Origin of the sequence: Bacillus sp. BML-BC051 (assembly GCF_019656175.1) — a bacterium.
Classification (GTDB): Bacteria; Bacillota; Bacilli; order Bacillales; family Bacillaceae_G; genus Bacillus_A; species Bacillus_A mobilis.
Map to the genome: position 1 here is coordinate 125,262 of NZ_BPLI01000034.1, position 23,244 is coordinate 148,505.

The window sequence follows — 23,244 nt, forward strand, 5'->3', positions numbered from 1 at the left end:
GAAAAAACTCATGCGGACATGAGTTTTTTCTCAAAAATATCAATTAAGCTTCGTATACGTTACGAACGATATTTGTTTGGTTACGATCTGGTCCAACTGAGAACATAGATAATTGAATTCCTGTTAACTCAGAAACACGTTCTACGTATTTTCGTGCATTTTCAGGAAGCTCGTCTAATGATTTTACACCAGTAATATCTTCTGTCCAACCTGAAAGCTCTTCGTATACAGGCTCACATTTCGCTAAAATGTTTAAGTTTGCTGGAACTTCATCGATAACTTCGCCATTGTATTTGTAAGCAACACAAATTTTAAGAGTCGGAATACCTGTTAGAACGTCGATAGAATTTAATGATAAATCTGTTAAACCACTAACACGACGTGCATGTCTTACAACAACGCTATCGAACCAACCTACGCGGCGTGGACGACCAGTTGTCGTTCCATACTCACGACCAACTTCACGAATTTGATGACCAATTTCATCATTAAGCTCAGTAGGGAATGGACCATCACCTACGCGGCTTGTATATGCTTTACATACACCTACAACGCGAGTAACTTTTGCAGGACCAACTCCAGTTCCAACTGTTACACCACCAGCAATCGGGTTAGAAGATGTAACGAACGGGTACGTACCGTGATCGATATCAAGCATAACACCTTGTGCACCTTCAAATAATACACGGTGATTGTTATCTAGTGCATCATTTAATACAACAGATGTGTCGCATACATATTGTGCGATTTGTTGTCCATATTCGAAGTACTCTTCAAAGATTTCTTCTACGCTGAAACCTTCTGTATCGTACATTTTTTCAAACAAACGATTTTTCTCTACTAAATTGCGCTCAAGCTTCTCTTTAAATGCTTCACGGTCTAAAAGATCAGCCATACGAATACCGATACGAGCAGCTTTATCCATATATGCAGGACCGATACCTTTTTTCGTTGTACCGATTTTGTTATCACCTTTACTCGCTTCTTCTAACTCATCTTGTTTTAAGTGATAAGGTAAAATAACGTGCGCACGGTTACTTACACGTAAATTATCAGTACTTACACCACGATCATGTAAGTATTTTAACTCTTCAAGTAATGCTTTCGGATCTACTACTAAGCCATTTCCGATTACACAAATTTTCTCTTTATAGAAAATACCAGATGGAATTAAGTGTAATTTATATTTAACTCCGCCGAAAACAATTGTATGTCCCGCGTTATTTCCACCTTGATATCTTGCAACTACTTCCGCATGCTCAGAAAGAAAATCAGTGATTTTACCTTTTCCTTCGTCGCCCCATTGTGTTCCTACAACTACTACTGAAGACATTATTAAAGCACCTCCGCGATTTTCAAACGATCTATTCAAACAATATAATTGTACCAAAACCGAAAAAGAAGTCAACCAAAAAGCGAACATTTTTTTATTAAAATTCATTTTCGTTCGTAAGAATTATATTTTCACATTATGAAAGCCCTATCTTTTCTATATAAAAAAAGAAACACATCTTATTATAAGAAATGTGTTTCTTTTTTATACTGCCTTTATGCCCCATCTTCAAAGCGTCGTTCTAGGTTGACGAATTTATTAAATTCCTTAACAAACGCAAGCTCTACTGAACCTACGGGACCGTTACGCTGCTTTGCAATAATAATTTCAATCGTATTTTTATTTTCCGTTTCTCGGTCATAGTAATCTTCACGATATAAGAAGGCTACAATATCAGCATCCTGCTCGATACTTCCCGATTCACGAATATCAGACATCATCGGACGTTTATCTTGACGAGATTCTACACCACGAGATAGCTGTGACAAGGCAATAACAGGCACTTGCAATTCACGCGCAATCCCTTTTAATGTACGAGAGATCTCAGATACTTCCTGCTGACGGTTTTCTCCTGATTTCCCGCTTCCTTGAATAAGCTGTAAATAGTCAATCAAAACCATCCCAAGACCTTGTTCTTGTTTTAATCTACGACATTTCGCTCGAATCTCATTTACTTTAATCCCTGGTGTATCATCAATATAGATACCAGCATTAGAAAGGCTCCCCATCGCCATCGTTAATTTCGCCCAATCATCAGAAGTTAATGAGCCGGTACGAAGTCTTTGTGCATCAATATTTCCTTCTGCACAAAGCATACGCATAACAAGCTGATCAGAGCCCATCTCAAGACTAAAAATCGCTACATTTTCATCCGTTTTCGTCGCTACGTTTTGTGCGATATTTAATGAAAATGCGGTTTTCCCTACTGATGGACGTGCCGCTACGATGATTAAATCATTTCGCTGGAAACCTGCGGTCATCTTATCTAATTCAGTAAATCCAGTTGGTATCCCAGTAACTTCACCTTTTTGATTATGCAAAAGTTCAATTTTATCGTAAGCATCTACAAGAACATCTTTAATGTTTTGGAATGCTTTTGCATTCGTTTGGTGAGATACTTCTAATATTTTTTTCTCAGCCTCATTTAAAAGGCCATCCACATCATCTTCTCTCTCATACCCATCAGACACGATATGAGTCGCCGTTCGAATCAAACGACGTAAGAGCGCCTTTTCAGCGATGATTCGTGCATAATATTCTACGTTAGCAGCAGTTGGAACGACTTCTGCTAGTTCTGCTAAGTAAGAAACCCCACCAACTTCTTCTAATAATCCTTGATCAGCCATTGCTGATGTCATTATTACTAAGTCAATCGGTTCTCCTTTATCAGATAACCCAAGCATGACTTCAAAAATCTTTTGATGTTTCGTTCGATAAAACGAGTCAGGTACCAATAATTCCGATGCTGCCGTTAATGCATCTTGATCAATTAATATGGCCCCTAAAACTGCCTGCTCAGCCTCTATATTATGCGGAGGGGTACGATCAGCCATTACATCACTCATACGCAATCCTCCTTGCTTAACTTATTTTTATTGTTCACTAACATGAACTTTTACTGTTGCTGTTACTTGCGGATGCAATTTCACAGTAACGTTTGTATAGCCTAATGCACGAATTGCATCATCCATTTCAAATTTACGCTTATCAAGTTTAATCTTGTGTGATTTTTGCATTGCATCTACGATTTGTTTACTTGTGATTGAACCAAATAGACGGCCACCTTCTCCAGATTTAGCCTTTACTTCCACAGTTAGTTTCTCTAACGTTTCTTTTAATTGTTTTGCACTTTCAAGCTCTGCCTCTGCATCTTTTTCTTCTTTGCGTTTTTGAGCTTCTAAAGTTTTCATACTGCTATTTGTCGCCTCAGCAGCTAATCCTTGTTTTAGTAAGAAGTTATTTGCATAGCCATCTGGTACGTTTTTTACTTCTCCTTTTTTCCCTTTACCTTTTACGTCTTTTAGAAAAATTACTTTCATGATTGTGTGCCTCCCTGTAAATAGTCATCAATAACAAATCGAAGCTTCTCCTCAGCTTCATCTACTGTAACATTTTTCATTTGTGTGGCTGCATTCGTTAAATGCCCGCCACCGCCTAAATTCTCCATAATTAGCTGCACATTCACTTCACCTAAAGACCTACCGCTAATTCCAATGAAATTCTCGCCACGTTTTGCAATAACAAATGATGCAATAATCCCTGTCATTGTTAATAATGTGTCCGCCGATTGCGCAATAAGAACTTGATCGTAGTAATCATCACTATCCACTTTTGCAATCGCAATTCCATTTGTATAAATGTACGCATTTTTAATAGCTTTTGCAACCCGTAAGTACTGATCCATATCTTCTTTTAAAAGCTCTTGTACAAGTACAGTATCTGCACCATGTGAGCGTAAATAAGAAGCGGCATCAAACGTACGAGCACCCGTCCGGAATGTAAAGCTTTTCGTATCAACAATAATACCCGCTAACAATGCTGTCGCTTCTAACATTGTCATTTTTAAATTTTTCGGTTGGTATTCAAGTAATTCTGTAACAAGTTCTGCCGTGGAAGAAGCATATGGCTCCATGTACACAAGCAATGGATCTTCAATAAAATCTTCGCCTCGGCGATGATGGTCAATAACAACTACATTTTCAATTTTGCGTAACAGCTTTTCTTCCATCACCATTGAAGGTTTATGCGTATCAACAACAACAAGTAAAGAATCATCATTTGCAAATTCCATCGCTTGTCCGGGTGTAATAAAGTGAGACCATAACTCTTCGTTTTGTTTCACTTTATCCATCAAACGCTTAATTCCTTTATCAGAATCATTTTCATCTAATACAATATATCCTTTGCGCTCATTTAATTGCGCTACCTTTAAAATACCAATCGCAGCACCAATTGCGTCCATATCAGGAGCCCTGTGCCCCATTATAATGACATTACTACTTTCTAATACTAAATCCTTTAACGCATGCGAAATAACTCTGGCACGTACACGAGTACGTTTTTCAACCGGATTTGTCTTACCACCATAAAACTTAACTTTACCTGTCGCTTGTTTAATAGCCACTTGATCTCCACCACGGCCGAGCGCAAGGTCTAAACCGGACTGGGCCATTGCTCCAAGCTCTGATAAAGGTAAATCACCGGATCCAACACCTACACTTAAGGTAAGTGGTATATTCCTTTTGGACGTTTCTTCACGCACCTGATCTAAAATGCTAAATTTCCCTTTCTCCATCTGCGCTAAAATACTCTCATTTAGTACAACGAAGAATCTTTCTGAAGATGCACGTTTTAAATATGCCCCATACTTAACAGCCCATTCATTTAGCCGTGACGTTACAAGACTTGTTATATTCGTACGTAATTGATCATCTAACCCTTGTGTAACTTCATCATAATTATCTAAATAAATGACAGCTAAAACAGTGCGTTGATCCTCGTACATCTTTTCAATCTCTGTTTGTTCCGTTACATCAAAGAAATAAATTAACTTTTCTTCTTTCCTTACAAAGACACGAAACTTTCGATTATTTAATGAGACTATATCATCGGAAGTTTCTCCTTTAATAAAAAGAAGTAACGTTTCCGATACATCATAAAGGTGCCATCCAGCTAATGCATGCTGTCCTAGGCATGAAGATAAATAAGGATTCGCCCAATCAATCCCATAATCCTTATTGTATAACAAAATACCAATCGGCATTTGGTTAAATGCCTCATTACTCACTTTCTTTACCCTTGTAATCATCTCTGTCGTATGTTTTTCAAAGTTCTTTTGAAAGGTAAGTTCAAATCGTACAACAACAAAAAGGACGATACAAAAAATGAAAAAGGAGACTATCCCCATCATTAAATGAAAGTAACAAAGGATCGAAATGAGCACAAACACAAAAAATGCCAATACATAAACAGGATATAAAAACCACTGTTTCTTATAAAATTCAGGCATGTATACAACTCCTATAAAGTAAAACTAACTCATCTTCCAGTTAGTTAAACAGATTAAAATAGTATAAGGAATATGACTTTATCCTCCTATTTTAGAACGCAATGAAATCCCTAAATCAATTATACCTAAGATTGTCACAAGAGGAAACAGCATCGGAATAAACATGCAGACAATAAAACTAATAATAGGAACCCCTTTCGTAAAACCTTTGCTATGCGCTAGAAAAGCGATAAATGTCAGACCTTGCAGTACTAGTAGTAAAGCAAATATGACATATAGGTTAGAAAATACCATATGTAAATATGATGTCGGTTCTACTTTTATAAAAGTTGATAGCAAAATAAATATAACGTAATACCAAACAATACTCTTTGGTAATTGTATATCTTTAAATTTAGGCCAAGGCGTAACGTCATGTTTTAGTTTTCTCAAAACACTACCTGATATCATAACTGTAATCCAAGAAAAACATACCGAGACCATTACAAGTAGACTTGGGAATAAAGTTTGTAACACATCATTAAATTGTGTAAATAACTCTTTTTGTTCTTTACTAATAGGCATACCCGCAGCATTAACTATCTTTTCACTTTGCGCCATACTTTCATTAAACATATTTTGCATTTGCTTCATTAAATCTATGTTAAAAAACTTTATACTCGCAACATAAATGAGCATAATACCAATTAAGTACGCAAGCGTCCCCGCCATCAAAATTTCTACCGGCTTTTTTCGTTTTTTATACATATATCCTAAAACGATACCTATCAATCCAAACATAGTTGTCTTTACTAGGTTCATCGGTTGACTGACAATAACAGTAATAAAAAGTGCCGCCGTAAAAATCACAAAGGCGTTAGATAATCTATATCTTATCGTTAGCAATATAAATGGCAATGGCAACGCAAACGTTACAACTGCACCTAAAATCGGAACATACATAGATATGAGCAATAACATTGCATATATCGCTAACAGTGCTGCACCCTCAGTAATAAATTTCGTATTCTTCATCATCTATCCTCTCTTTCAAAAAAAGAAAAGCATAGCAAAATGCACAGTAGAGTCCGACTCTACTGTGCATTTCATACGCTATTATTCACCAACATATGGTAAAAGTGCCATTTGACGAGCACGTTTAATTGCAACTGTAAGTTTGCGTTGGTATTTTGCGCTTGTTCCTGTTACACGACGAGGTAAAATTTTACCACGCTCAGAAACGAAACGTTTTAATAAATCAACATCTTTATAGTCAATGCGAGTGATGCCGTTAGATGTGAAGAAACACACCTTACGACGTTTCGCACGTCCACCTTTGCGTCCTGCCATGTCTATTCCCTCCATTCTTTGTTAAAACTAACTAATTTACTGTATTAGAACGGTAAATCGTCGTCGGAAATGTCGATCGGTTGACCTACATTTGAAAATGGATCGTCATTCTTCGTAAATCCAGAGTTCCCTTGGTTACCTTGGTTGCCTGAATTACTAGATTGACCAAATGGGTTAGAGCTTTGGTTACCGAAACCAGCTCCTGATGGTTGCTGATTAAATGAACCACGTTGCTCCCCACCGCCATTACGCGGCTCTAAAAATTGTACGCTTTCCGCAAGAACTTCTGTTACATATACACGTTTACCATCTTGTCCATCGTAATTACGAGTTTGAAGACGTCCATCTACGCCTGCTAAGCTACCTTTTTTCAAATAATTTGCTACGTTTTCTGCTTGTTTACGCCATATTACACAATTAATAAAGTCAGCTTCACGCTCACCTTGTTGATTCGCAAATGCGCGATTCACAGCTAACGTAAAAGTAGCTACTGCAACACCATTGGGCGTGTAACGTAAGTCAGGGTCCTTAGTTAAACGACCAACGAGGATAACACGATTCATCAATCGAACCACTCTCCCTTATATATCAATTATTTTTCTTCTTCTTTAACAACGATATGACGAAGGATGTCTTCGTTGATCTTAGCTAAACGGTCGAATTCGTTAATCGCTTCTGCGTTAGAGTTCACGTTTAAGATCATGTAGAAACCTTCACGTAAGTCGTTGATTTCGTAAGCTAAACGACGCTTACCCCACTCTTTCGTGTTAATGATTTCTGCACCATTGTTTGTTAAAACACCTGCGAAACGTTCAACTAAAGCTTTTTGAGCTTCTTCTTCAACGCCAGGACGAATGATGTACATAATTTCGTACTTTCTCATTACACTTTCACCTCCTTTTGGTCTAAACGGCCCATAATGGGCAAGGAGCAATTAATTTATAGTAATTACTCACGAGTTTAGATTATATCATAGTAAGTTAGATGAATCAACTCACCCATGCATAAAAAACTCGGCAAACACATAATATATTTGCCAAGCTTATATCTTAATTTTTTCCTAGGAAATATTAAATTAAACGTTGAAGCGGAAGTGCATAACGTCTCCGTCTTTTACGATATACTCTTTTCCTTCTAAACGAACTTTACCAGCTTCTTTTGCAGCTGTCATAGAACCGTTTGTCATTAAGTCTTCGTAAGAAACTGTTTCTGCACGAATAAATCCACGCTCGAAGTCTGTATGAATTACGCCAGCACATTGTGGTGCTTTCATACCTTGTTTGAATGTCCATGCACGTACTTCTTGCACACCTGCTGTGAAGTAAGTAGCAAGTCCTAATAAGTCATATGCAGCACGAATTAATTGATCTAAACCAGATTCTTCAATGCCTAGTTCTTCAAGGAATACTTTTTTCTCTTCTTCGTCTAGCTCAGCGATTTCTTCTTCGATTTTTGCACATACAACGATAACTTGAGAATTTTCATTTGCAGCAAATTCTTTTACCATTTGTACGTATTTATTTTCAGAAGGGTCGATAATATCGTCCTCACTTACGTTTGCTACGTATAACATTTCTTTCGTTGTAAGTAAATGAAGGCCTTTAACAATCTTCATTTGCTCTTCTGTGAATTCAACAGTACGAGCTGGTTTGCCCTCTTCAAAAGCTTCTTTTAAGCGAACTAAAATTTCATGCTCATATACTGCTTCTTTATCTTTTTGTCTTGCTAATTTCGCAACACGTTCGATACGTTTATCAACAGATTCTAAATCCGCTAAGATTAACTCCAAGTTGATTGTTTCAATATCATCGATTGGATCTACTTTCCCTGAAACGTGTGTAATATTTTCGTCTTCAAAACAACGAACAACTTGGCAAATTGCATCTACTTGGCGAATGTGAGATAAGAATTTATTTCCTAAACCTTCACCTTTACTAGCACCTTTTACGATACCTGCAATATCAGTAAACTCAAATACAGTCGGAACAGTTTTTTTCGGTTCTACTAATTCCGTTAATTTATTTAAACGCTCATCTGGTACTTCTACAATCCCTACGTTTGGATCAATTGTACAGAATGGATAGTTTGCAGATTCTGCTCCTGCTTGTGTAATTGCATTAAATAAAGTTGACTTCCCTACGTTAGGTAATCCAACAATCCCAGCCGTTAATCCCATATTTTTCACTCCTATGTCTCAATCTTTCATCATTATAGATAGTAACGAAAAAAATGACAAGTTTCCTCCAAATGAAAAAAGTAACAGCCGCCCATTGCAACTGTTACTTTCTCTCTATTCTTCGTGCTTCACAAGTATTTTTTTCACCTTACGATCAAATTCTCTTCGAGGAATCATTACTGAATGGTCACATCCCTCGCACTTAATGCGGATATCCATTCCCATACGAATAATCTTCCAGCGATTCTCACCACATGGGTGGGCTTTCTTCATTTCCACAACATCGTACAAGTTATACTGCTTTTGCTCCATTCTCCAAACCCCTCTCCATACTAAATTGCTTTTCCACTCACCAATTCTTCACGATTATATAAAACCATACGTGGATATGGAATTTCAATCCCATGTAAATCTAGACGATTTTTAATTTCTTTACGAAGGGCTCTTGCAACAACCGCATGTTGCATCGGCTCTACTTCCGCAATAACACGTAATATAACTTCTGATGCAGCCAATGTTTGCACACCTAATAACTGAGGCTTTGCTACCATTTGCGTATACTGTGCAGGTAATTCTTCTAATAACTCTTCAATGACTTGCTCCGCTTTCGCTATGTCAGCCTCATATGAAATGGATACATCAACAAATGCTACACTATTACTAACTGAATAGTTCGTAACTTGAATGATACTTCCATTTGGTAAAGTATGAATTTCGCCTGTCCAACTCTTTACTTTTGTTGTACGAAGTCCAATTTCTAGAACGACACCTTCAAACTGACCAATTTTTACATAGTCACCTACTGAAAATTGATCTTCTAGCAAAATAAATAACCCCGTAATAACATCTTTCACTAAACTTTGAGCACCAAATCCGACTGCTAAACCAATTACCCCAGCACCTGCTAATAAACCAGACGCATTAATATTAAATACACCCAAAATCGCAATTAACATAATGAACATAACAACGTATGCCACAATATTTTCAAGTAACTTCGCTACTGTAACTGTACGACGTTCTGAAATTTGAATTGGCGAACGGCTTCCCATACGAAACGCATTTCGCACAATTGCACGCGCAACTCGTACAACAACCGCACCAATTATTAAAATAATACATATTTTCAATGTCGCTGTTCCAATATCAGCCCAACGATCAGCATTTAATAAATACTGTTTTGTGGCATTAAACCACTTTGTTAATAAATCCATGTACCTCTACCTCTCCAGCCAAAATTTCTTTTTAGTTATCCTTCTTATTGTATCAGAAGTCTCCTAATTGCTGAAAAAATTTTATGACTTTAATTATATTTGTTAACTTCCATACAGGTATAAAATGGAACGAATATATATATACTAGTACTATTATTTCCGTTTTCACTCAAGTTTTACAAGAAGTACGCACTTATAGTTTTCCATTTTACTCACCATATAACATATTTTGAAAATTTATTAAAAGGATGGATGCTTCATGAATATTGGAAGTTTTCGCTTACCCTTTTTCGAAAAAGAAACTCAAAATGTTATGCACCAAGACGTAGAAGCCTCCGAGACCATTAGTAATTTCTTACTTTCCCATATCCCTATTAAAACAAATATACCGATTATTCTCGTTTGTATTGGAACAGATCGTTCTACAGGCGATGCACTTGGTCCGTTAGTCGGTACGAAACTAGAACAAGTAGGAATTAAAAACTTCCAAGTGTTTGGCACACTAGATGAGCCAGTACATGCGCTAAATTTAGAGGAGAAAATTCAGAATATACAGAAAGATAATCCTACCTCGTTTATAATTGCGGTTGATGCCTGTTTAGGAAAGTCCCAAAGTATCGGTTCCATCACTACCGGAATGGGGCCTAGTAAACCTGGAGCTGCGATGAATAAAAAGTTACCTGCAGTTGGTGATTTACATATTCATGGCATCGTAAATCTAAATGGTTTTATGGAGTTTTTCGTCCTGCAAAATACAAGATTAAGTTTAGTTATGAAAATGGCTGATGTTATTGCACAAAGTATAAAAGAAACAGACCAAAAATTATCTGTATTAAAAAAAGCAAACCATCTATAAATAATAAGATGGTTTGCTTTTTAGTTTTTCTGCGCTAATAATTCTAAAATACGATTTAAATCTTCTTTATTAAAAAATTCAATTTCGATTTTACCTTTTTCTTTTTTCGTTTCTTTAATCTTCACATCTGTGCCAAACTTTTCTCTTAAAAACGTTTCGCGTTCTACAAAAAATATATTTCTCTCTTTTTTCACTTGTTTTGTTTCACGTGAAACGCGTTGATTAATCTCCTGGACAATTTTCTCTAATTGACGAACATTTAATCCTTCTTTTTCGATTCGTTTTAATAAAGATTTTAATTGTTCTTCATCTTTTATCGTAAGCAAAGTTCTCCCATGAGCCATTGAAAGTTGACCATTTGCAATCATATCTTGCACAAAAGAAGGGAGGCTTAATAACCGCGTATAGTTTGCAATGTAAGGTCTGCTCTTACCAAGACGTTTCGCTAATTGTTCTTGCGTTATATTTAGCTCATTCATTAACATTTGATATGCCATTGCTTCTTCCATTGGATTTAAATCTTCTCGTTGTAAGTTTTCAAGCAATGCAAACTCCATCATTTGCTGCTCATTTAATTGTCTTACAACAGCAGGTACCTTTTCGAGCCCCGCCTCTTTGGCAGCACGATATCTTCTTTCGCCTGCAACGATTTCATATCCTTTAATACTCTTTCTAGCAATTAATGGTTGCAGTATGCCGTGCTCTTTAATAGAAGCCGCTAATTCTTGAATCGCCTCTTTATTAAAGTGTTTACGTGGTTGATATGGATTCGGTCTTAATTCAGTTATCGCAATCTCCTGAATTGTCTCTTCTTCTTTCACATCTAAATCAGGAAAAAACACATTGATTCCTCTTCCTAATCCTTTAGCCACCTGCAATCACTTCCTCTGCTAAATCTATATATACTTCTGCCCCTCTTGATTTAGCGTCATACTGCATAATTGGTTTCCCATGACTTGGTGCTTCACTTAAACGAACATTACGAGGAATAATCGAACGGTATACTTTATCTCTAAAGTACTTTTTTACTTCATCTATAACCTGAATCCCTAAATTCGTACGGGCATCCAACATTGTTAGCAATACACCTTGAATTGCTAGATTTTTATTTAAGTGCTTTTGCACAAGTCGAACTGTATTTAATAGCTGACTTAATCCTTCTAGTGCGTAATATTCGCATTGAACAGGAATAATAACAGAATCTGCTGCAGTTAATGCATTAATCGTTAATAACCCTAAGGACGGGGGACAGTCGATAATAATATAGTCATATTCATCACGAACTGGCTGTAATGCCCTTTGTAAACGTACTTCCCGGGAAATAGTCGGTACCAATTCAATTTCAGCACCTGCTAATTGAATTGTAGCGGGTAGAACATCTAAGTTTTCAGTTGCGGTTTTACGTATAACCCCTTGAACATCTGCATCTTCCACAAGAACATTGTAAATACATTGATCTAATTCGGATTTTTCAATTCCCACACCAGTCGTTGCATTTCCTTGAGCATCAATATCTACAAGAAGGACCTTTTTACCTACTTGTGCCAATCCAGCCCCTAAATTAACAGATGTGGTTGTTTTCCCAACGCCACCTTTTTGATTGGCAATTGCAATGATTTTTCCCATGATGTCACCTACTTTCAACCTTTCTATCTTATTCTAGTAACAATTACGTTTATTGTAACATGAAATAAAAGTTTTTCTTTTACGTCCTTATTAAACTTCAAAATTTATTTGTAAACTCCTTCCTCATCTAACAAGAAAATATAGTAAAAGAGACCTATCCAATAGGATAAGGTCTCTAACACGCCATTATTATTTTTTCTTCGGAATTTTAATTGTAATTTGATAGTACTCATCAAATTCTTCTTCCTCAGAATTAACATTTAAACCACTGTCAGCAACCATTTGTAATGACTGCCTAATTGTATTCATGGCAATTCTCGTATCTCGACTTACTGCTTTTTGTTTCGCCTTACGCTTCGGTTTTGCTTCCTCTAGTAATTTCGCAATTCGTTCCTCTGTTTGCTTTACATTCAGCTGTTTCTCCACAATTTCCTGTAAAACCTTCAGTTGTAATTCCTCATTTTTTAAAGGAATGAGCGCGCGAGCATGTCTTTCTGTAATGCTTTTTTCTAATAACGCACTTTTTATTTCTTCAGGCAACTTTAACAATCGCAACTTATTTGCGATTGTAGATTGTCCTTTTCCAAGTCGTTGTGCCAATGCTTCTTGTGTTAAATTATGTAACTCAATTAGCTTTTGATATGCCACAGCTTCCTCGATTGCTGTTAGTTCCTCACGTTGCAAGTTTTCAATTAAAGCCACAGAAGCTGTCTCTGTATCATTTAAGTTCTTTATAATTGCAGGAACCTTTTCCCACCCTAACTTTGTTGCCGCACGGAAACGTCTTTCCCCAGCAATAATCTCGTATTTATCATCCTCATATTGCCTCACAACAATTGGCTGAATAAGTCCATGTGTACGAATCGTTAATGCTAGCTCCTCAATACGCGCATCATCAAAAACTGTTCGTGGCTGATAACGGTTAGGGGTAATATTTACTATCGGAATTTCTTGTATTTCTTCATATACCTTTTTATCTATTTCTTCATGGCTTTCGTCTTGTAATTCGAATTCGCTCTCTTTATCTCCAAAGCCAAATAAACGAGAAAACGTATTTTTCATACATATTCCACCACCTTTTAGGCCTATTGACTATTCTCCATAAAATGTTTCCTATGAAACATTTACGTTTTCATTTATATAATTTAATCTTACGTCTAATAAGATTTATTTTTCAATAGGTAATTTATTGGGTGTTCCCGGTTTGCGTGGATATTTCTTTGGTGTCTTGCGCTTTTTCTCGATTAATAAAATATTACGTTCACTTTCTTCAAACGGTAATTGGAACGTAGACATTTCTTTTAGATCCCCGCCTAGCACCTCTAAAGCATACTTGCCATTTTCAATTTCTTCATTTGCTGCAGCACCTTTCATTGCAATGAATGTTCCTCCAACTTTTACAAGTGGTAAACATAGCTCACTCAATACCGAAAGTCGCGCAACTGCACGTGCCATTACAATATCGTACGATTCACGTACACCTTCTTTTTTCCCAAATGTTTCAGCACGATCATGACAAAACGCAACGTCACTTAATTCCAACTTTTGTGCTAAATGATTTAAGAAATTAATGCGTTTTTGCAATGAGTCTACAATTGTCACTTTTAAGTGCGGGAAACAGATTTTTAAAGGAATACTTGGGAATCCAGCTCCTGCACCAACATCACAAATTGAGAATGGTTTTGAAAAATCATAATAAAAAGCAGCTGTAATGGAATCAAAAAAGTGTTTTAAATATACTTCTTCTTTCTCCGTAATAGCCGTTAAATTCATTTTTTCATTCCACTCTACTAATGTTTCGAAGTAGATTTCGAACTGCTCTAACTGTCTAGAAGAGAGGGTGATCCCCTTCTCTTCTAGCATAGATTGAAATTGTTCTATGTTCATCTAGCAATATCTCCTTACTATTTATTGGTTCGATACTCGCGCAATTTTTCCTTGTTCAATATACACAAGCAAAATGGAAACATCCGCTGGATTTACACCAGAAATACGTGAAGCCTGCCCCATTGAAAGTGGACGAACATCTTTCAATTTCTGTCTAGCTTCTGAGGCAATGCTAGAAATCGCATCATAATCAATATCCACAGGGATTTTTTTGTTTTCCATTTTCTTCATACGCTCTACTTGCTGTAAAGATTTTTCAATATATCCTTCGTACTTAATCTGAATTTCAACTTGTTCTGTCACTTCATCACTTAATTCTACTTCACTTGGTACTAAAAGGTGAATGTGCTCATATGTCATCTCTGGACGACGTAATAAGTCACTTGCACGTATCCCATCTTTCAATTCACTTCCACCAATGCTACGAATTAATTCTTGAACTTCAGGACGTGGCTTAATAATAATGCTACTTAAACGTTCCTTTTCCTGTTCAATTTGTAATTTTTTATTTGTAAATCGCTCATAGCGCTCTTCTTTAATTAATCCAATTTCACGACCAACTTCAGTTAAACGAAGATCAGCATTATCATGGCGTAATAATAGGCGATATTCTGCACGAGACGTTAATAAACGATATGGTTCATTTGTACCTTTCGTTACAAGATCATCAATTAAGACACCAATATAAGCATCCTCACGACCTAAAATAACTTCTTTTTTGCCTAAAGAACGACATGCTGCATTAATCCCAGCCATAAGCCCTTGTCCTGCGGCCTCTTCATAACCAGAAGTTCCGTTAATCTGTCCTGCTGTATATAAATTCTTAATTTTTTTCGTTTCAAGTGTTGGCCATAGTTGTGTTGGCACAATCGCATCATATTCAATCGCATAACCTGTACGCATCATTTCAACATTTTCTAGACCAGGGATTGTTCTAAGCATATCACGCTGCACATCTTCTGGTAAGCTTGTGGATAAACCTTGTACATACACTTCTTGTGTATTACGTCCCTCTGGCTCTAAGAAAATTTGATGACGTGGTTTATCATTAAACCTTACTACTTTGTCTTCAATTGAAGGACAATATCTAGGTCCTGTTCCCTTAATCATACCAGAATACATAGCTGAGCGATGTAGGTTTTCATCTATTAAACGATGTGTTTCCGTACTTGTATACGTCAACCAACATGGAATTTGATCCATAATAAATTTTGTCGTTTCAAAAGAGAAAGCTCGTGGTTTATCATCACCTGGCTGAATTTCTGTTTTACTGTAATCAATTGTATTACTATTTACACGTGGAGGTGTACCTGTTTTAAATCTAACAAGATCAAATCCAAGCTCCTCTAAATGTTCCGATAAAGTAATAGATGGTTGTTGATTATTCGGACCGCTCGAATATTTTAAATCCCCCATAATAATCTCACCGCGTAAAAATGTTCCAGTCGTAATTACTACTGTCTTTGCTGTATATTCAGCACCAGATTGCGTAATTACCCCTTTACATTCGCCATCTTCAACGATTAAACGCTCTACCATTCCTTGGAACAACGTTAGATTTGGTGTTTCTTCAATTGTTTTCTTTAATTCATGCTGGTAAGAGAACTTATCTGCTTGTGCTCGAAGTGCGCGTACAGCTGGTCCTTTACCTGTATTTAACATACGCATTTGAATATGTGTTTTATCAATGTTGCGTCCCATTTCTCCGCCTAATGCATCAATTTCACGAACAACAATCCCTTTTGCTGGTCCACCAACAGAAGGGTTACATGGCATAAACGCTACCATATCTAAATTAATTGTTAACATTAATGTGTTGGAGCCCATTCGTGCTGCCGCAAGACCAGCTTCACATCCTGCATGACCTGCACCGATTACTATGACATCGTATGAACCGGCATTGTATCCCATTGTTTATTCCTCCTAATAATCTCTATCTTTCTAAAACATCACTATATTATTTTCCTAAACAAAATTGAGAGAACAGCTGGTCAATTAGGCTTTCATGGACGGTATCACCAGTAATTTCACCAAGTATTTCCCACGTTCTTGTTAAATCAATTTGTACCATATCAATTGGAACACCATTTTCTATCGCCTCAATCGCATCTCCAATTGTTTTTCCTGCTTGTGTTAATAATCCAATATGTCTTGCATTAGAAACATATGTCACATCTGCAGAATCGATTGCTCCTTCAAAGAATAAGTCAGCTATTGCCTTTTCAAGCTCATCTATTCCTTGTTCCTCAATTAACGATGTTGTAATAACACGATTTCCCGCTGCCAATTCTGTAACACGTTCCATATCAATTGTTTGCGGTAAATCCGTCTTATTTACAATAACAATGAAATCTTTTCCTTGTACGGCACGGAATAGATCTTCATCCTCATTCGTTAAAGCCTCGCTATAATTCACGACAACTAACACTAAATCAGCTTGGCTCATCATTTCTTTTGAACGCTCTACACCAATTCTTTCAACAACATCTTCTGTTTCACGAATTCCGGCTGTATCTATAAGTTTAAGTGGTACACCACGCACATTAACGTACTCTTCAATAACATCACGAGTTGTTCCTGCAATATCAGTTACAATTGCCTTTTTCTCCTGAACGAGACTATTTAATAGCGATGACTTCCCAACGTTAGGTCTACCGATGATCGCAGTAGCAATACCTTCACGTAAAATTTTTCCTTGCTTCGATGTTTCTAATATTTTTGCAATTTCGGCACGAACATGTGTAGCTTTCTCAATTAAAATATTATGTGTCATTTCTTCCACATCATCATATTCCGGGTAATCTATGTTTACCTCAACATGAGCTAACGTTTCTAATATGTCCTGACGCAGACGGCCGATCAATTTAGATAATCGTCCTTCCATTTGATTAATTGCTACGTTCATTGCACGATCTGTTTTTGCACGGATTAAGTCCATAACAGCTTCTGCTTGTGATAAATCAATACGGCCATTTAAAAAAGCACGTTTCGTAAATTCACCAGGCTCCGCTAATCGTACTCCTTGCGCTAAAATAAGCTGCAACACTTTATTTACTGAAACAAGTCCACCGTGACAGTTAATTTCCACTATATTTTCACGTGTAAAAGTCCTTGGTGCACGCAGAATAGACACCATCACTTCTTCAATAACCTGATTTGTATCTAAATCAACAATATGACCATAATGAATTGTGTGAGAAGGAACCTCTGTTAAATCCTTCCCTTTAAAAATACGATTAACTTTTTCAACCGCATCATCCCCACTTACTCGAACAATGGCAATTGCACCCTCTCCAAGCGCTGTGGAAATCGCAGCAATTGTATCAAATTCCATGTCCTTTCACCTCACTTGCTTATTTATCTCTATTTCAACATGATTATTTTCTTCACTAAATTATTAGAATACCATAACGAACCTATCTACAAAAGAATAATAACTCATTTTATTATGTCCCCATGTAAAAAACACTAAACTTATTCACAGTGGATAAGTTTAGTGTTTTTTAGTTATCCACACCTATTTTCCCCTCAAAAAAACCGGTACTCAATTGAGTAACCGGTCACTTGGAAGATATTACAACATGTCGATGTGGTTCTTTTCCTTCAGAAGTTGTAATGATATTTTGATGATTAGATAATGCTTGATGGATAATCTTTCGTTCAAAAGATGGCATAGGCTCCAACACAACCCTTTTTTTCGTACTTACTACTTGTTTTGCTAATCGATAAGAAAGTGCTTCTAATGTACTTTTTCTTTTACTACGATAATTTTCAGCATCTAGTGTGATGCCAATATACTGCTTCGTATTACGATTCGCCACAAGTTTTGTTAAATACTGCAAATAATTCAAGGTATTTCCTCTTTTTCCAATCAAAACACCTATATTTTCGCCAGAAATTGTAAATTCAACTTCGCGTCCTTTTACAATTTTACTAATCTCAGCTTCCACACCCATATCGTGAATAACATTCTTTAAATATTCTTCACATTCTTGAATCGGATCTTTCTTCAATACAACTTCTACTACTGCAGGTCGATTCCCAAATAAACCTAGGAACCCTCTTTTACCTTCATCGATTATATTTATATCTACTCGGTCTTTTGAAACGTTTAGTTGTCTTAAAGCATCTTGTACTGCCAGCTCGACTGTTTGTCCTTTAGCAGTAATTACACTCACTTGCTTGATCCTCCTGCCTTACTAGCCTTAATTTCCGGCCCCTTGATCAAGTACATTTGAGCGATACCAAAGATATTACCAACAACCCAGTAAAGTGATAATGCAGCTGGGAAGTTAATTGCAAAGACTAAAATCATAATTGGCATAAGCCAAATCATCATTGCCATTTGCGGATTTTGACCAGCTGTTCCTGCCATTGCAAGCTTTTGCTGAATAAATGTCGTAATTGCCGCGACAACCGGTAAGATATAGTACGGATCTGCCTGCCCTAAGTCGAACCATAAAAATGTATGCTTGCTAATTTCAGCTGTTCTCATAATTGCATGGTAAAACGCGAATAAAATAGGCATCTGAACAAATATCGGTAAACATCCTGCTAATGGGTTTACACCATTTTTTTGATATAACTGCATCATTTCTTGTTGTAGTTTTTGCTGTGTTGCTTGATCTTTAGAGCTATATTTCTCTTTTAACTTCACCATTTCTGGTTGTAACGCCTGCATTGCTTTCGTACTCTTCGTTTGTTTAATCATTAATGGTAATAATGCAAAACGAATGATAAGAGTTGTAACAACGATTGCTAAACCGTAATTACTACCAAATAAGTTGGCAAAATACGTAATTAACTGAGAAAGCGGATATACGAAATATTCATTCCAAATTCCAGTACTTTTCGGCGTAATCGGCTGATTCACTTCACTACAGCCAGTAGCAATTGCCATTAATGCAATAACCATGGCTAGTAAACCTATTTTCTTTTTCAAAGCCTGCTCCTCCTTGTTTCGGTATGTATATAGTGTAATTCATTTCCTTACGCTACTTTTTTATTCTTTTCATACCAGAGCGTTTAAAGACATGAATTAAGCTTTTCTTTAATTCTTCATATGTCATCTCTGCACAAGGCTTCCTTGCTATTATAACAAAATCTTTTCCAGAATCTATCTCATCTTTTAATTCTGTGATTGACTGGCGAATCATACGTTTAATTCGGTTACGCACTACTGCATTTCCTATTTTCTTGCTGACAGAAAGACCAATACGAAAGTTTGGCTGCTCTGCCTTATCTAGTTGATAGACAACAAGCTGACGATTCGCATTCGATTTTCCTTTTTGAAAAACCGTCTGGAATTCATCATTCTTTTTTATACGATGTGTTTTCTTCATATCAATTGACACTCCTGTAGTTCATCAGTGGAAATTCACTATTATTAGAAAAAAAGACCACTGAACGATCAGTGGTCTACGCAGATAATACTTTTCTTCCTTTACGACGACGAGCTGCTAGCACTTTACGTCCGTTCGCTGTGCTCATACGGCTGCGGAAACCATGTACTTTGCTGCGCTTACGTTTATTTGGTTGGTAAGTTCTTTTCATTATATGACACCTCCCTGAGGAATATCTGTTAAAGACAGTCCTATAAATTATAGTTAATCAACTAGGAAAATGTCAATGGTTCTCGAAATTTTCATCAAATATTCATTTTGAACCTATTCACATACTTTTTCACAGACCCTACATTTCCTTGTGGATAAATGTTTTTTCTTGTTTTTTATATCCACAAACTCTTTTCGTACTTTTACACAGTATATCGTGTTGTGGACAAGTTTATTCCACAAGGTATTGATTTTGTGGATAACTTTCTGAAATTCATTGCTATAGCTGCTTTTTTTTGATATTATAGTTGTGTTTTCACTTTGAATAAGTTTTCCACATCTTTATCTTATCCACAATTTGTGTATAACATGTGGACAGTTTTAATCACATGTGGGTAAATGATTATCCACATTTACTTTTTTTGTCGAAAACCCTATCTCATATACAAACGACGTTTTTAGGTTTTAAAATACGTTTCGTATAAATATACATTTTATATTTATTTAGGTTGTACATTTGTTGCGCAACCTTATTCTTTTACCATCTTAGTAAAGGAGGGACACCTTTGGAAAACATCTCTGATTTATGGAACAGTGCCTTAAAAGAACTAGAAAAAAAGGTCAGTAAACCAAGTTATGAAACATGGTTAAAGTCAACAACCGCGCATAATTTAAAGAAGGACGTATTAACAATTACGGCTCCAAATGAATTCGCTCGTGATTGGTTAGAATCTCATTATTCAGAGCTAATTTCGGAAACACTTTACGATTTAACGGGGGCAAAATTAGCTATTCGCTTTATTATTCCCCAAAGTCAAGCTGAAGAGGAGATTGATCTTCCTCCTTCTAAACCAAATTCAGCACATGATGATTCTAATCATTTACCACAGAGTATGCTAAATCCAAAATATACGTTTGATACATTTGTTATTGGCTCTGGTAACCGTTTTGCTCACGCTGCTTCATTGGCCGTAGCCGAAGCGCCAGCTAAAGCATATAATCCCCTCTTTATTTACGGGGGAGTTGGACTCGGAAAGACCCATTTAATGCATGCAATTGGTCATTATGTAATTGAACATAACCCAAACGCGAAGGTTGTATATTTATCATCAGAAAAATTTACAAATGAATTCATTAATTCTATTCGTGATAATAAAGCGGTCGATTTTCGTAATAAATACCGTAATGTAGATGTTTTATTGATAGATGATATTCAATTTCTAGCAGGAAAAGAACAAACTCAAGAAGAGTTTTTCCATACATTCAATGCATTACACGAAGAAAGTAAACAAATTGTAATTTCAAGTGACCGGCCACCAAAAGAAATTCCAACTTTAGAAGACCGTCTTCGTTCTCGCTTTGAATGGGGACTCATTACGGATATTACGCCACCAGATTTAGAAACACGAATTGCAATTTTACGTAAAAAAGCAAAGGCTGAAGGACTCGATATACCAAATGAGGTTATGCTTTATATTGCAAATCAAATTGATTCAAACATTCGTGAATTAGAAGGTGCACTCATCCGAGTTGTAGCTTATTCATCTTTAATTAACAAAGATATTAATGCGGATTTAGCAGCTGAAGCACTTAAAGATATTATTCCAAATTCTAAACCAAAAATTATCTCCATTTATGATATTCAAAAGGCTGTTGGGGATGTTTATCAAATAAAATTAGAAGATTTCAAGGCGAAAAAGCGAACAAAATCAGTTGCCTTCCCTCGCCAAATTGCAATGTATTTATCACGCGAACTTACAGACTCCTCCTTACCTAAAATAGGTGAAGAATTTGGTGGACGTGATCATACAACAGTTATCCATGCCCATGAAAAAATTTCTAAGCTGCTTAAAACGGATACGCAATTACAAAAGCAAGTTGAAGAAATTAACGATATTTTAAAGTAGTAGCTGAATAGTGTGAATAACTTACCTTGTTTTACGCACAGTCTATCCACATGTAGATAGACTGTTTTTACATCCTTTAACGGGGTTATCCACATATCCACAAGCCCTATTACTATTACTACTATTTTTTATCTTTATTAATTAAATAAAATCTTATACTTACCGGAGGTTTTTCTTTATGCGTTTTACAATACAAAAAGACTATCTTGTAAGAAGTGTACAAGATGTAATGAAGGCTGTTTCTTCTCGTACAACAATTCCGATCCTTACAGGAATTAAAATTGTCGCTACGGAAGAAGGCGTTACGTTGACAGGAAGCGATGCTGATATTTCTATTGAATCCTTTATCCCAGTTGAAGACGATGGAAAAGAAATCGTAGAAGTAGCGCAATCAGGAAGTATTATTTTACAAGCAAAATATTTTAGTGAGATTGTAAAAAAATTACCTAAAGAGACTGTCGAAATTTCTGTGGAAAATCATTTTATGACAAAAATAACTTCTGGAAAATCAGAGTTTAATTTAAATGGTTTAGATTCTGCTGAATATCCATTGTTACCACAAATTGAAGAACATCATGTTTTTAAGATTCCAACAGATTTACTGAAACATATGATCAGACAAACTGTATTTGCAGTTTCCACTTCTGAAACAAGACCAATCTTGACAGGTGTAAACTGGAAAGTATATAACAGCGAATTAACTTGTATTGCTACAGATAGTCACAGGTTAGCTCTTCGAAAAGCAAAAATCGAAGGAATCGCAGATGAATTTCAAGCGAATGTTGTTATTCCGGGTAAAAGCTTAAATGAATTAAGCAAAATTCTAGATGAGTCTGAAGAAATGGTAGATATCGTTATTACGGAGTATCAAGTATTATTCCGTACAAAGCATTTATTATTCTTCTCAAGATTGTTAGAAGGGAATTACCCTGATACAACTCGTTTAATTCCAGCTGAAAGTAAAACAGATATTTTTGTAAATACAAAAGAATTTTTACAAGCAATTGACCGTGCATCTCTATTAGCAAGAGATGGTCGTAATAATGTTGTAAAATTATCGACTTTAGAACAGGAAATGCTAGAGATTTCTTCGAATTCACCAGAAATCGGGAAAGTAGTAGAAGAAGTTCAATGTGAAAAAGTAGATGGGGAAGAGTTAAAAATATCTTTTAGTGCAAAATATATGATGGATGCACTAAAAGCTTTAGATAGTACTGAAATTAAAATTAGCTTTACTGGCGCAATGAGACCATTCTTAATTCGCACAGTAAATGATGAGTCCATTATTCAATTAATTTTACCGGTTCGTACTTACTAAGTAAGAAGTAAGGGTTGCTAGTTTTCAGATACTAGTA

Annotated in this window: 24 protein-coding genes; 3 read left to right on the top strand and 21 right to left on the bottom strand. The window is 36.2% G+C overall.

All coding sequences use genetic code 11. The annotated features are described in order from the left end of the window. Positions 1-43: 43 nt before the first annotated feature. From K5S59_RS15810 to K5S59_RS15860, 11 genes are all read right to left on the bottom strand, one after another. Complete coding sequence (locus K5S59_RS15810) at positions 44-1,333, bottom strand: adenylosuccinate synthase (protein WP_000100234.1); 1,290 nt, start codon at positions 1,331-1,333, stop codon at positions 44-46. 215 nt (positions 1,334-1,548) lie between these two features. Beyond that, positions 1,549-2,898, bottom strand: coding sequence for a replicative DNA helicase (dnaB, locus tag K5S59_RS15815; RefSeq protein WP_001286239.1), 1,350 nt, complete (start codon positions 2,896-2,898; stop codon positions 1,549-1,551). 27 nt (positions 2,899-2,925) lie between these two features. Further along, complete coding sequence (gene rplI / locus K5S59_RS15820) at positions 2,926-3,372, bottom strand: 50S ribosomal protein L9 (RefSeq protein ID WP_000864239.1); 447 nt, start codon at positions 3,370-3,372, stop codon at positions 2,926-2,928. Further along, the gene (locus K5S59_RS15825; RefSeq protein ID WP_001113902.1) at positions 3,369-5,342 is read right to left on the bottom strand and encodes a DHH family phosphoesterase; all 1,974 of its coding nucleotides are present in this window, start codon (positions 5,340-5,342) and stop codon (positions 3,369-3,371) included. Before K5S59_RS15825 ends, rplI begins: the two co-directional genes overlap by 4 nt. 78 nt (positions 5,343-5,420) lie before the next feature. Beyond that, positions 5,421-6,356 carry a YybS family protein gene (locus K5S59_RS15830; protein WP_000799152.1) on the bottom strand — a complete coding sequence of 312 codons (936 nt, stop codon included), beginning with the start codon at positions 6,354-6,356 and terminating at the stop codon, positions 5,421-5,423. Positions 6,357-6,437: 81 nt separating this feature from the next. Next, positions 6,438-6,671: a 30S ribosomal protein S18 gene (gene rpsR, locus K5S59_RS15835; protein ID WP_000918874.1), complete on the bottom strand. Its 234-nt coding sequence runs from the start codon at positions 6,669-6,671 to the stop codon at positions 6,438-6,440. Positions 6,672-6,715: 44 nt separating this feature from the next. Then, the gene (ssb, locus tag K5S59_RS15840; RefSeq protein WP_000981963.1) at positions 6,716-7,237 is read right to left on the bottom strand and encodes a single-stranded DNA-binding protein; all 522 of its coding nucleotides are present in this window, start codon (positions 7,235-7,237) and stop codon (positions 6,716-6,718) included. A 26-nt stretch (positions 7,238-7,263) separates the two neighbouring features. Next, positions 7,264-7,554: a 30S ribosomal protein S6 gene (gene rpsF, locus K5S59_RS15845; RefSeq protein WP_001233781.1), complete on the bottom strand. Its 291-nt coding sequence runs from the start codon at positions 7,552-7,554 to the stop codon at positions 7,264-7,266. Between the two features lie 192 nt (positions 7,555-7,746). Beyond that, positions 7,747-8,847 carry a redox-regulated ATPase YchF gene (gene ychF / locus K5S59_RS15850; protein WP_000524656.1) on the bottom strand — a complete coding sequence of 367 codons (1,101 nt, stop codon included), beginning with the start codon at positions 8,845-8,847 and terminating at the stop codon, positions 7,747-7,749. A gap of 114 nt (positions 8,848-8,961) precedes the next feature. After that, positions 8,962-9,159, bottom strand: coding sequence for a DUF951 domain-containing protein (locus K5S59_RS15855; RefSeq protein WP_000436051.1), 198 nt, complete (start codon positions 9,157-9,159; stop codon positions 8,962-8,964). 20 nt (positions 9,160-9,179) lie between these two features. Next, positions 9,180-10,061, bottom strand: coding sequence for a mechanosensitive ion channel family protein (locus K5S59_RS15860; RefSeq protein WP_000365106.1), 882 nt, complete (start codon positions 10,059-10,061; stop codon positions 9,180-9,182). Positions 10,062-10,320: 259 nt separating this feature from the next. On the opposite strand from K5S59_RS15860, the gene yyaC reads away from it, so the two are divergent. Next, complete coding sequence (gene yyaC, locus K5S59_RS15865; RefSeq protein ID WP_061679595.1) at positions 10,321-10,917, top strand: spore protease YyaC; 597 nt, start codon at positions 10,321-10,323, stop codon at positions 10,915-10,917. A 20-nt stretch (positions 10,918-10,937) separates the two neighbouring features. Here yyaC and spo0J read toward each other — a convergent pair whose 3' ends face one another. The 10 genes from spo0J to rpmH all read right to left on the bottom strand — a co-directional run bounded on the left by spo0J (position 10,938) and on the right by rpmH (position 19,983). Continuing rightward, positions 10,938-11,789, bottom strand: coding sequence for a stage 0 sporulation protein Spo0J (spo0J, locus tag K5S59_RS15870; RefSeq protein ID WP_001051815.1), 852 nt, complete (start codon positions 11,787-11,789; stop codon positions 10,938-10,940). Then, complete coding sequence (soj, locus tag K5S59_RS15875; protein ID WP_000516117.1) at positions 11,782-12,543, bottom strand: sporulation initiation inhibitor protein Soj; 762 nt, start codon at positions 12,541-12,543, stop codon at positions 11,782-11,784. Before soj ends, spo0J begins: the two co-directional genes overlap by 8 nt. Positions 12,544-12,732: 189 nt before the next feature. Next, complete coding sequence (gene noc, locus K5S59_RS15880) at positions 12,733-13,605, bottom strand: nucleoid occlusion protein (RefSeq protein ID WP_000799026.1); 873 nt, start codon at positions 13,603-13,605, stop codon at positions 12,733-12,735. A gap of 105 nt (positions 13,606-13,710) precedes the next feature. Further along, on the bottom strand, positions 13,711-14,430 hold the full coding sequence (gene rsmG, locus K5S59_RS15885) for a 16S rRNA (guanine(527)-N(7))-methyltransferase RsmG (protein WP_001019622.1): 720 nt from the start codon (positions 14,428-14,430) through the stop codon (positions 13,711-13,713). Between the two features lie 21 nt (positions 14,431-14,451). Next, positions 14,452-16,341, bottom strand: coding sequence for a tRNA uridine-5-carboxymethylaminomethyl(34) synthesis enzyme MnmG (gene mnmG / locus K5S59_RS15890; RefSeq protein WP_000541061.1), 1,890 nt, complete (start codon positions 16,339-16,341; stop codon positions 14,452-14,454). 46 nt (positions 16,342-16,387) lie between these two features. Continuing rightward, on the bottom strand, positions 16,388-17,764 hold the full coding sequence (mnmE, locus tag K5S59_RS15895; RefSeq protein ID WP_000393765.1) for a tRNA uridine-5-carboxymethylaminomethyl(34) synthesis GTPase MnmE: 1,377 nt from the start codon (positions 17,762-17,764) through the stop codon (positions 16,388-16,390). Positions 17,765-17,990: 226 nt separating this feature from the next. After that, a complete protein-coding gene (gene jag / locus K5S59_RS15900) occupies positions 17,991-18,608 on the bottom strand; it encodes an RNA-binding cell elongation regulator Jag/EloR (protein ID WP_120451073.1) in 618 nt (205 codons plus the stop codon). After that, positions 18,605-19,372, bottom strand: a complete 768-nt coding sequence (gene spoIIIJ, locus K5S59_RS15905) for a YidC family membrane integrase SpoIIIJ (RefSeq protein ID WP_000726760.1) — start codon at positions 19,370-19,372, stop codon at positions 18,605-18,607. The genes jag and spoIIIJ overlap by 4 nt, the downstream gene beginning before the upstream one ends. A 52-nt stretch (positions 19,373-19,424) precedes the next feature. Beyond that, on the bottom strand, positions 19,425-19,772 hold the full coding sequence (rnpA, locus tag K5S59_RS15910; protein WP_000750813.1) for a ribonuclease P protein component: 348 nt from the start codon (positions 19,770-19,772) through the stop codon (positions 19,425-19,427). A gap of 76 nt (positions 19,773-19,848) precedes the next feature. Continuing rightward, positions 19,849-19,983, bottom strand: coding sequence for a 50S ribosomal protein L34 (gene rpmH, locus K5S59_RS15915; RefSeq protein ID WP_000831901.1), 135 nt, complete (start codon positions 19,981-19,983; stop codon positions 19,849-19,851). 565 nt (positions 19,984-20,548) lie between these two features. Between rpmH and dnaA the strand changes: the two genes are divergently transcribed. After that, on the top strand, positions 20,549-21,889 hold the full coding sequence (gene dnaA, locus K5S59_RS15920) for a chromosomal replication initiator protein DnaA (protein ID WP_000428024.1): 1,341 nt from the start codon (positions 20,549-20,551) through the stop codon (positions 21,887-21,889). Between the two features lie 178 nt (positions 21,890-22,067). Next, the gene (gene dnaN, locus K5S59_RS15925; protein ID WP_001212888.1) at positions 22,068-23,207 is read left to right on the top strand and encodes a DNA polymerase III subunit beta; all 1,140 of its coding nucleotides are present in this window, start codon (positions 22,068-22,070) and stop codon (positions 23,205-23,207) included. The last annotated feature ends 37 nt before the right edge of the window (positions 23,208-23,244 follow it).

What these genes read in the sequence shown, in the direction of transcription:
- K5S59_RS15810 (WP_000100234.1), bottom strand. Translation starts at nt 1,333, where the DNA reads ATGTCTTCAGTAGTAGTTGTAGGAACACAATGGGGCGACGAAGGAAAA.
- dnaB (WP_001286239.1), bottom strand. Translation starts at nt 2,898, where the DNA reads ATGAGTGATGTAATGGCTGATCGTACCCCTCCGCATAATATAGAGGCT.
- rplI (WP_000864239.1), bottom strand. Translation starts at nt 3,372, where the DNA reads ATGAAAGTAATTTTTCTAAAAGACGTAAAAGGTAAAGGGAAAAAAGGA.
- K5S59_RS15825 (WP_001113902.1), bottom strand. Translation starts at nt 5,342, where the DNA reads ATGCCTGAATTTTATAAGAAACAGTGGTTTTTATATCCTGTTTATGTA.
- K5S59_RS15830 (WP_000799152.1), bottom strand. Translation starts at nt 6,356, where the DNA reads ATGAAGAATACGAAATTTATTACTGAGGGTGCAGCACTGTTAGCGATA.
- rpsR (WP_000918874.1), bottom strand. Translation starts at nt 6,671, where the DNA reads ATGGCAGGACGCAAAGGTGGACGTGCGAAACGTCGTAAGGTGTGTTTC.
- rpsF (WP_001233781.1), bottom strand. Translation starts at nt 7,554, where the DNA reads ATGAGAAAGTACGAAATTATGTACATCATTCGTCCTGGCGTTGAAGAA.
- ychF (WP_000524656.1), bottom strand. Translation starts at nt 8,847, where the DNA reads ATGGGATTAACGGCTGGGATTGTTGGATTACCTAACGTAGGGAAGTCA.
- K5S59_RS15855 (WP_000436051.1), bottom strand. Translation starts at nt 9,159, where the DNA reads ATGGAGCAAAAGCAGTATAACTTGTACGATGTTGTGGAAATGAAGAAA.
- K5S59_RS15860 (WP_000365106.1), bottom strand. Translation starts at nt 10,061, where the DNA reads ATGGATTTATTAACAAAGTGGTTTAATGCCACAAAACAGTATTTATTA.
- yyaC (WP_061679595.1), top strand. Translation starts at nt 10,321, where the DNA reads ATGAATATTGGAAGTTTTCGCTTACCCTTTTTCGAAAAAGAAACTCAA.
- soj (WP_000516117.1), bottom strand. Translation starts at nt 12,543, where the DNA reads ATGGGAAAAATCATTGCAATTGCCAATCAAAAAGGTGGCGTTGGGAAA.
- noc (WP_000799026.1), bottom strand. Translation starts at nt 13,605, where the DNA reads ATGAAAAATACGTTTTCTCGTTTATTTGGCTTTGGAGATAAAGAGAGC.
- rsmG (WP_001019622.1), bottom strand. Translation starts at nt 14,430, where the DNA reads ATGAACATAGAACAATTTCAATCTATGCTAGAAGAGAAGGGGATCACC.
- mnmG (WP_000541061.1), bottom strand. Translation starts at nt 16,341, where the DNA reads ATGGGATACAATGCCGGTTCATACGATGTCATAGTAATCGGTGCAGGT.
- mnmE (WP_000393765.1), bottom strand. Translation starts at nt 17,764, where the DNA reads ATGGAATTTGATACAATTGCTGCGATTTCCACAGCGCTTGGAGAGGGT.
- rnpA (WP_000750813.1), bottom strand. Translation starts at nt 19,772, where the DNA reads ATGAAGAAAACACATCGTATAAAAAAGAATGATGAATTCCAGACGGTT.
- rpmH (WP_000831901.1), bottom strand. Translation starts at nt 19,983, where the DNA reads ATGAAAAGAACTTACCAACCAAATAAACGTAAGCGCAGCAAAGTACAT.
- dnaN (WP_001212888.1), top strand. Translation starts at nt 22,068, where the DNA reads ATGCGTTTTACAATACAAAAAGACTATCTTGTAAGAAGTGTACAAGAT.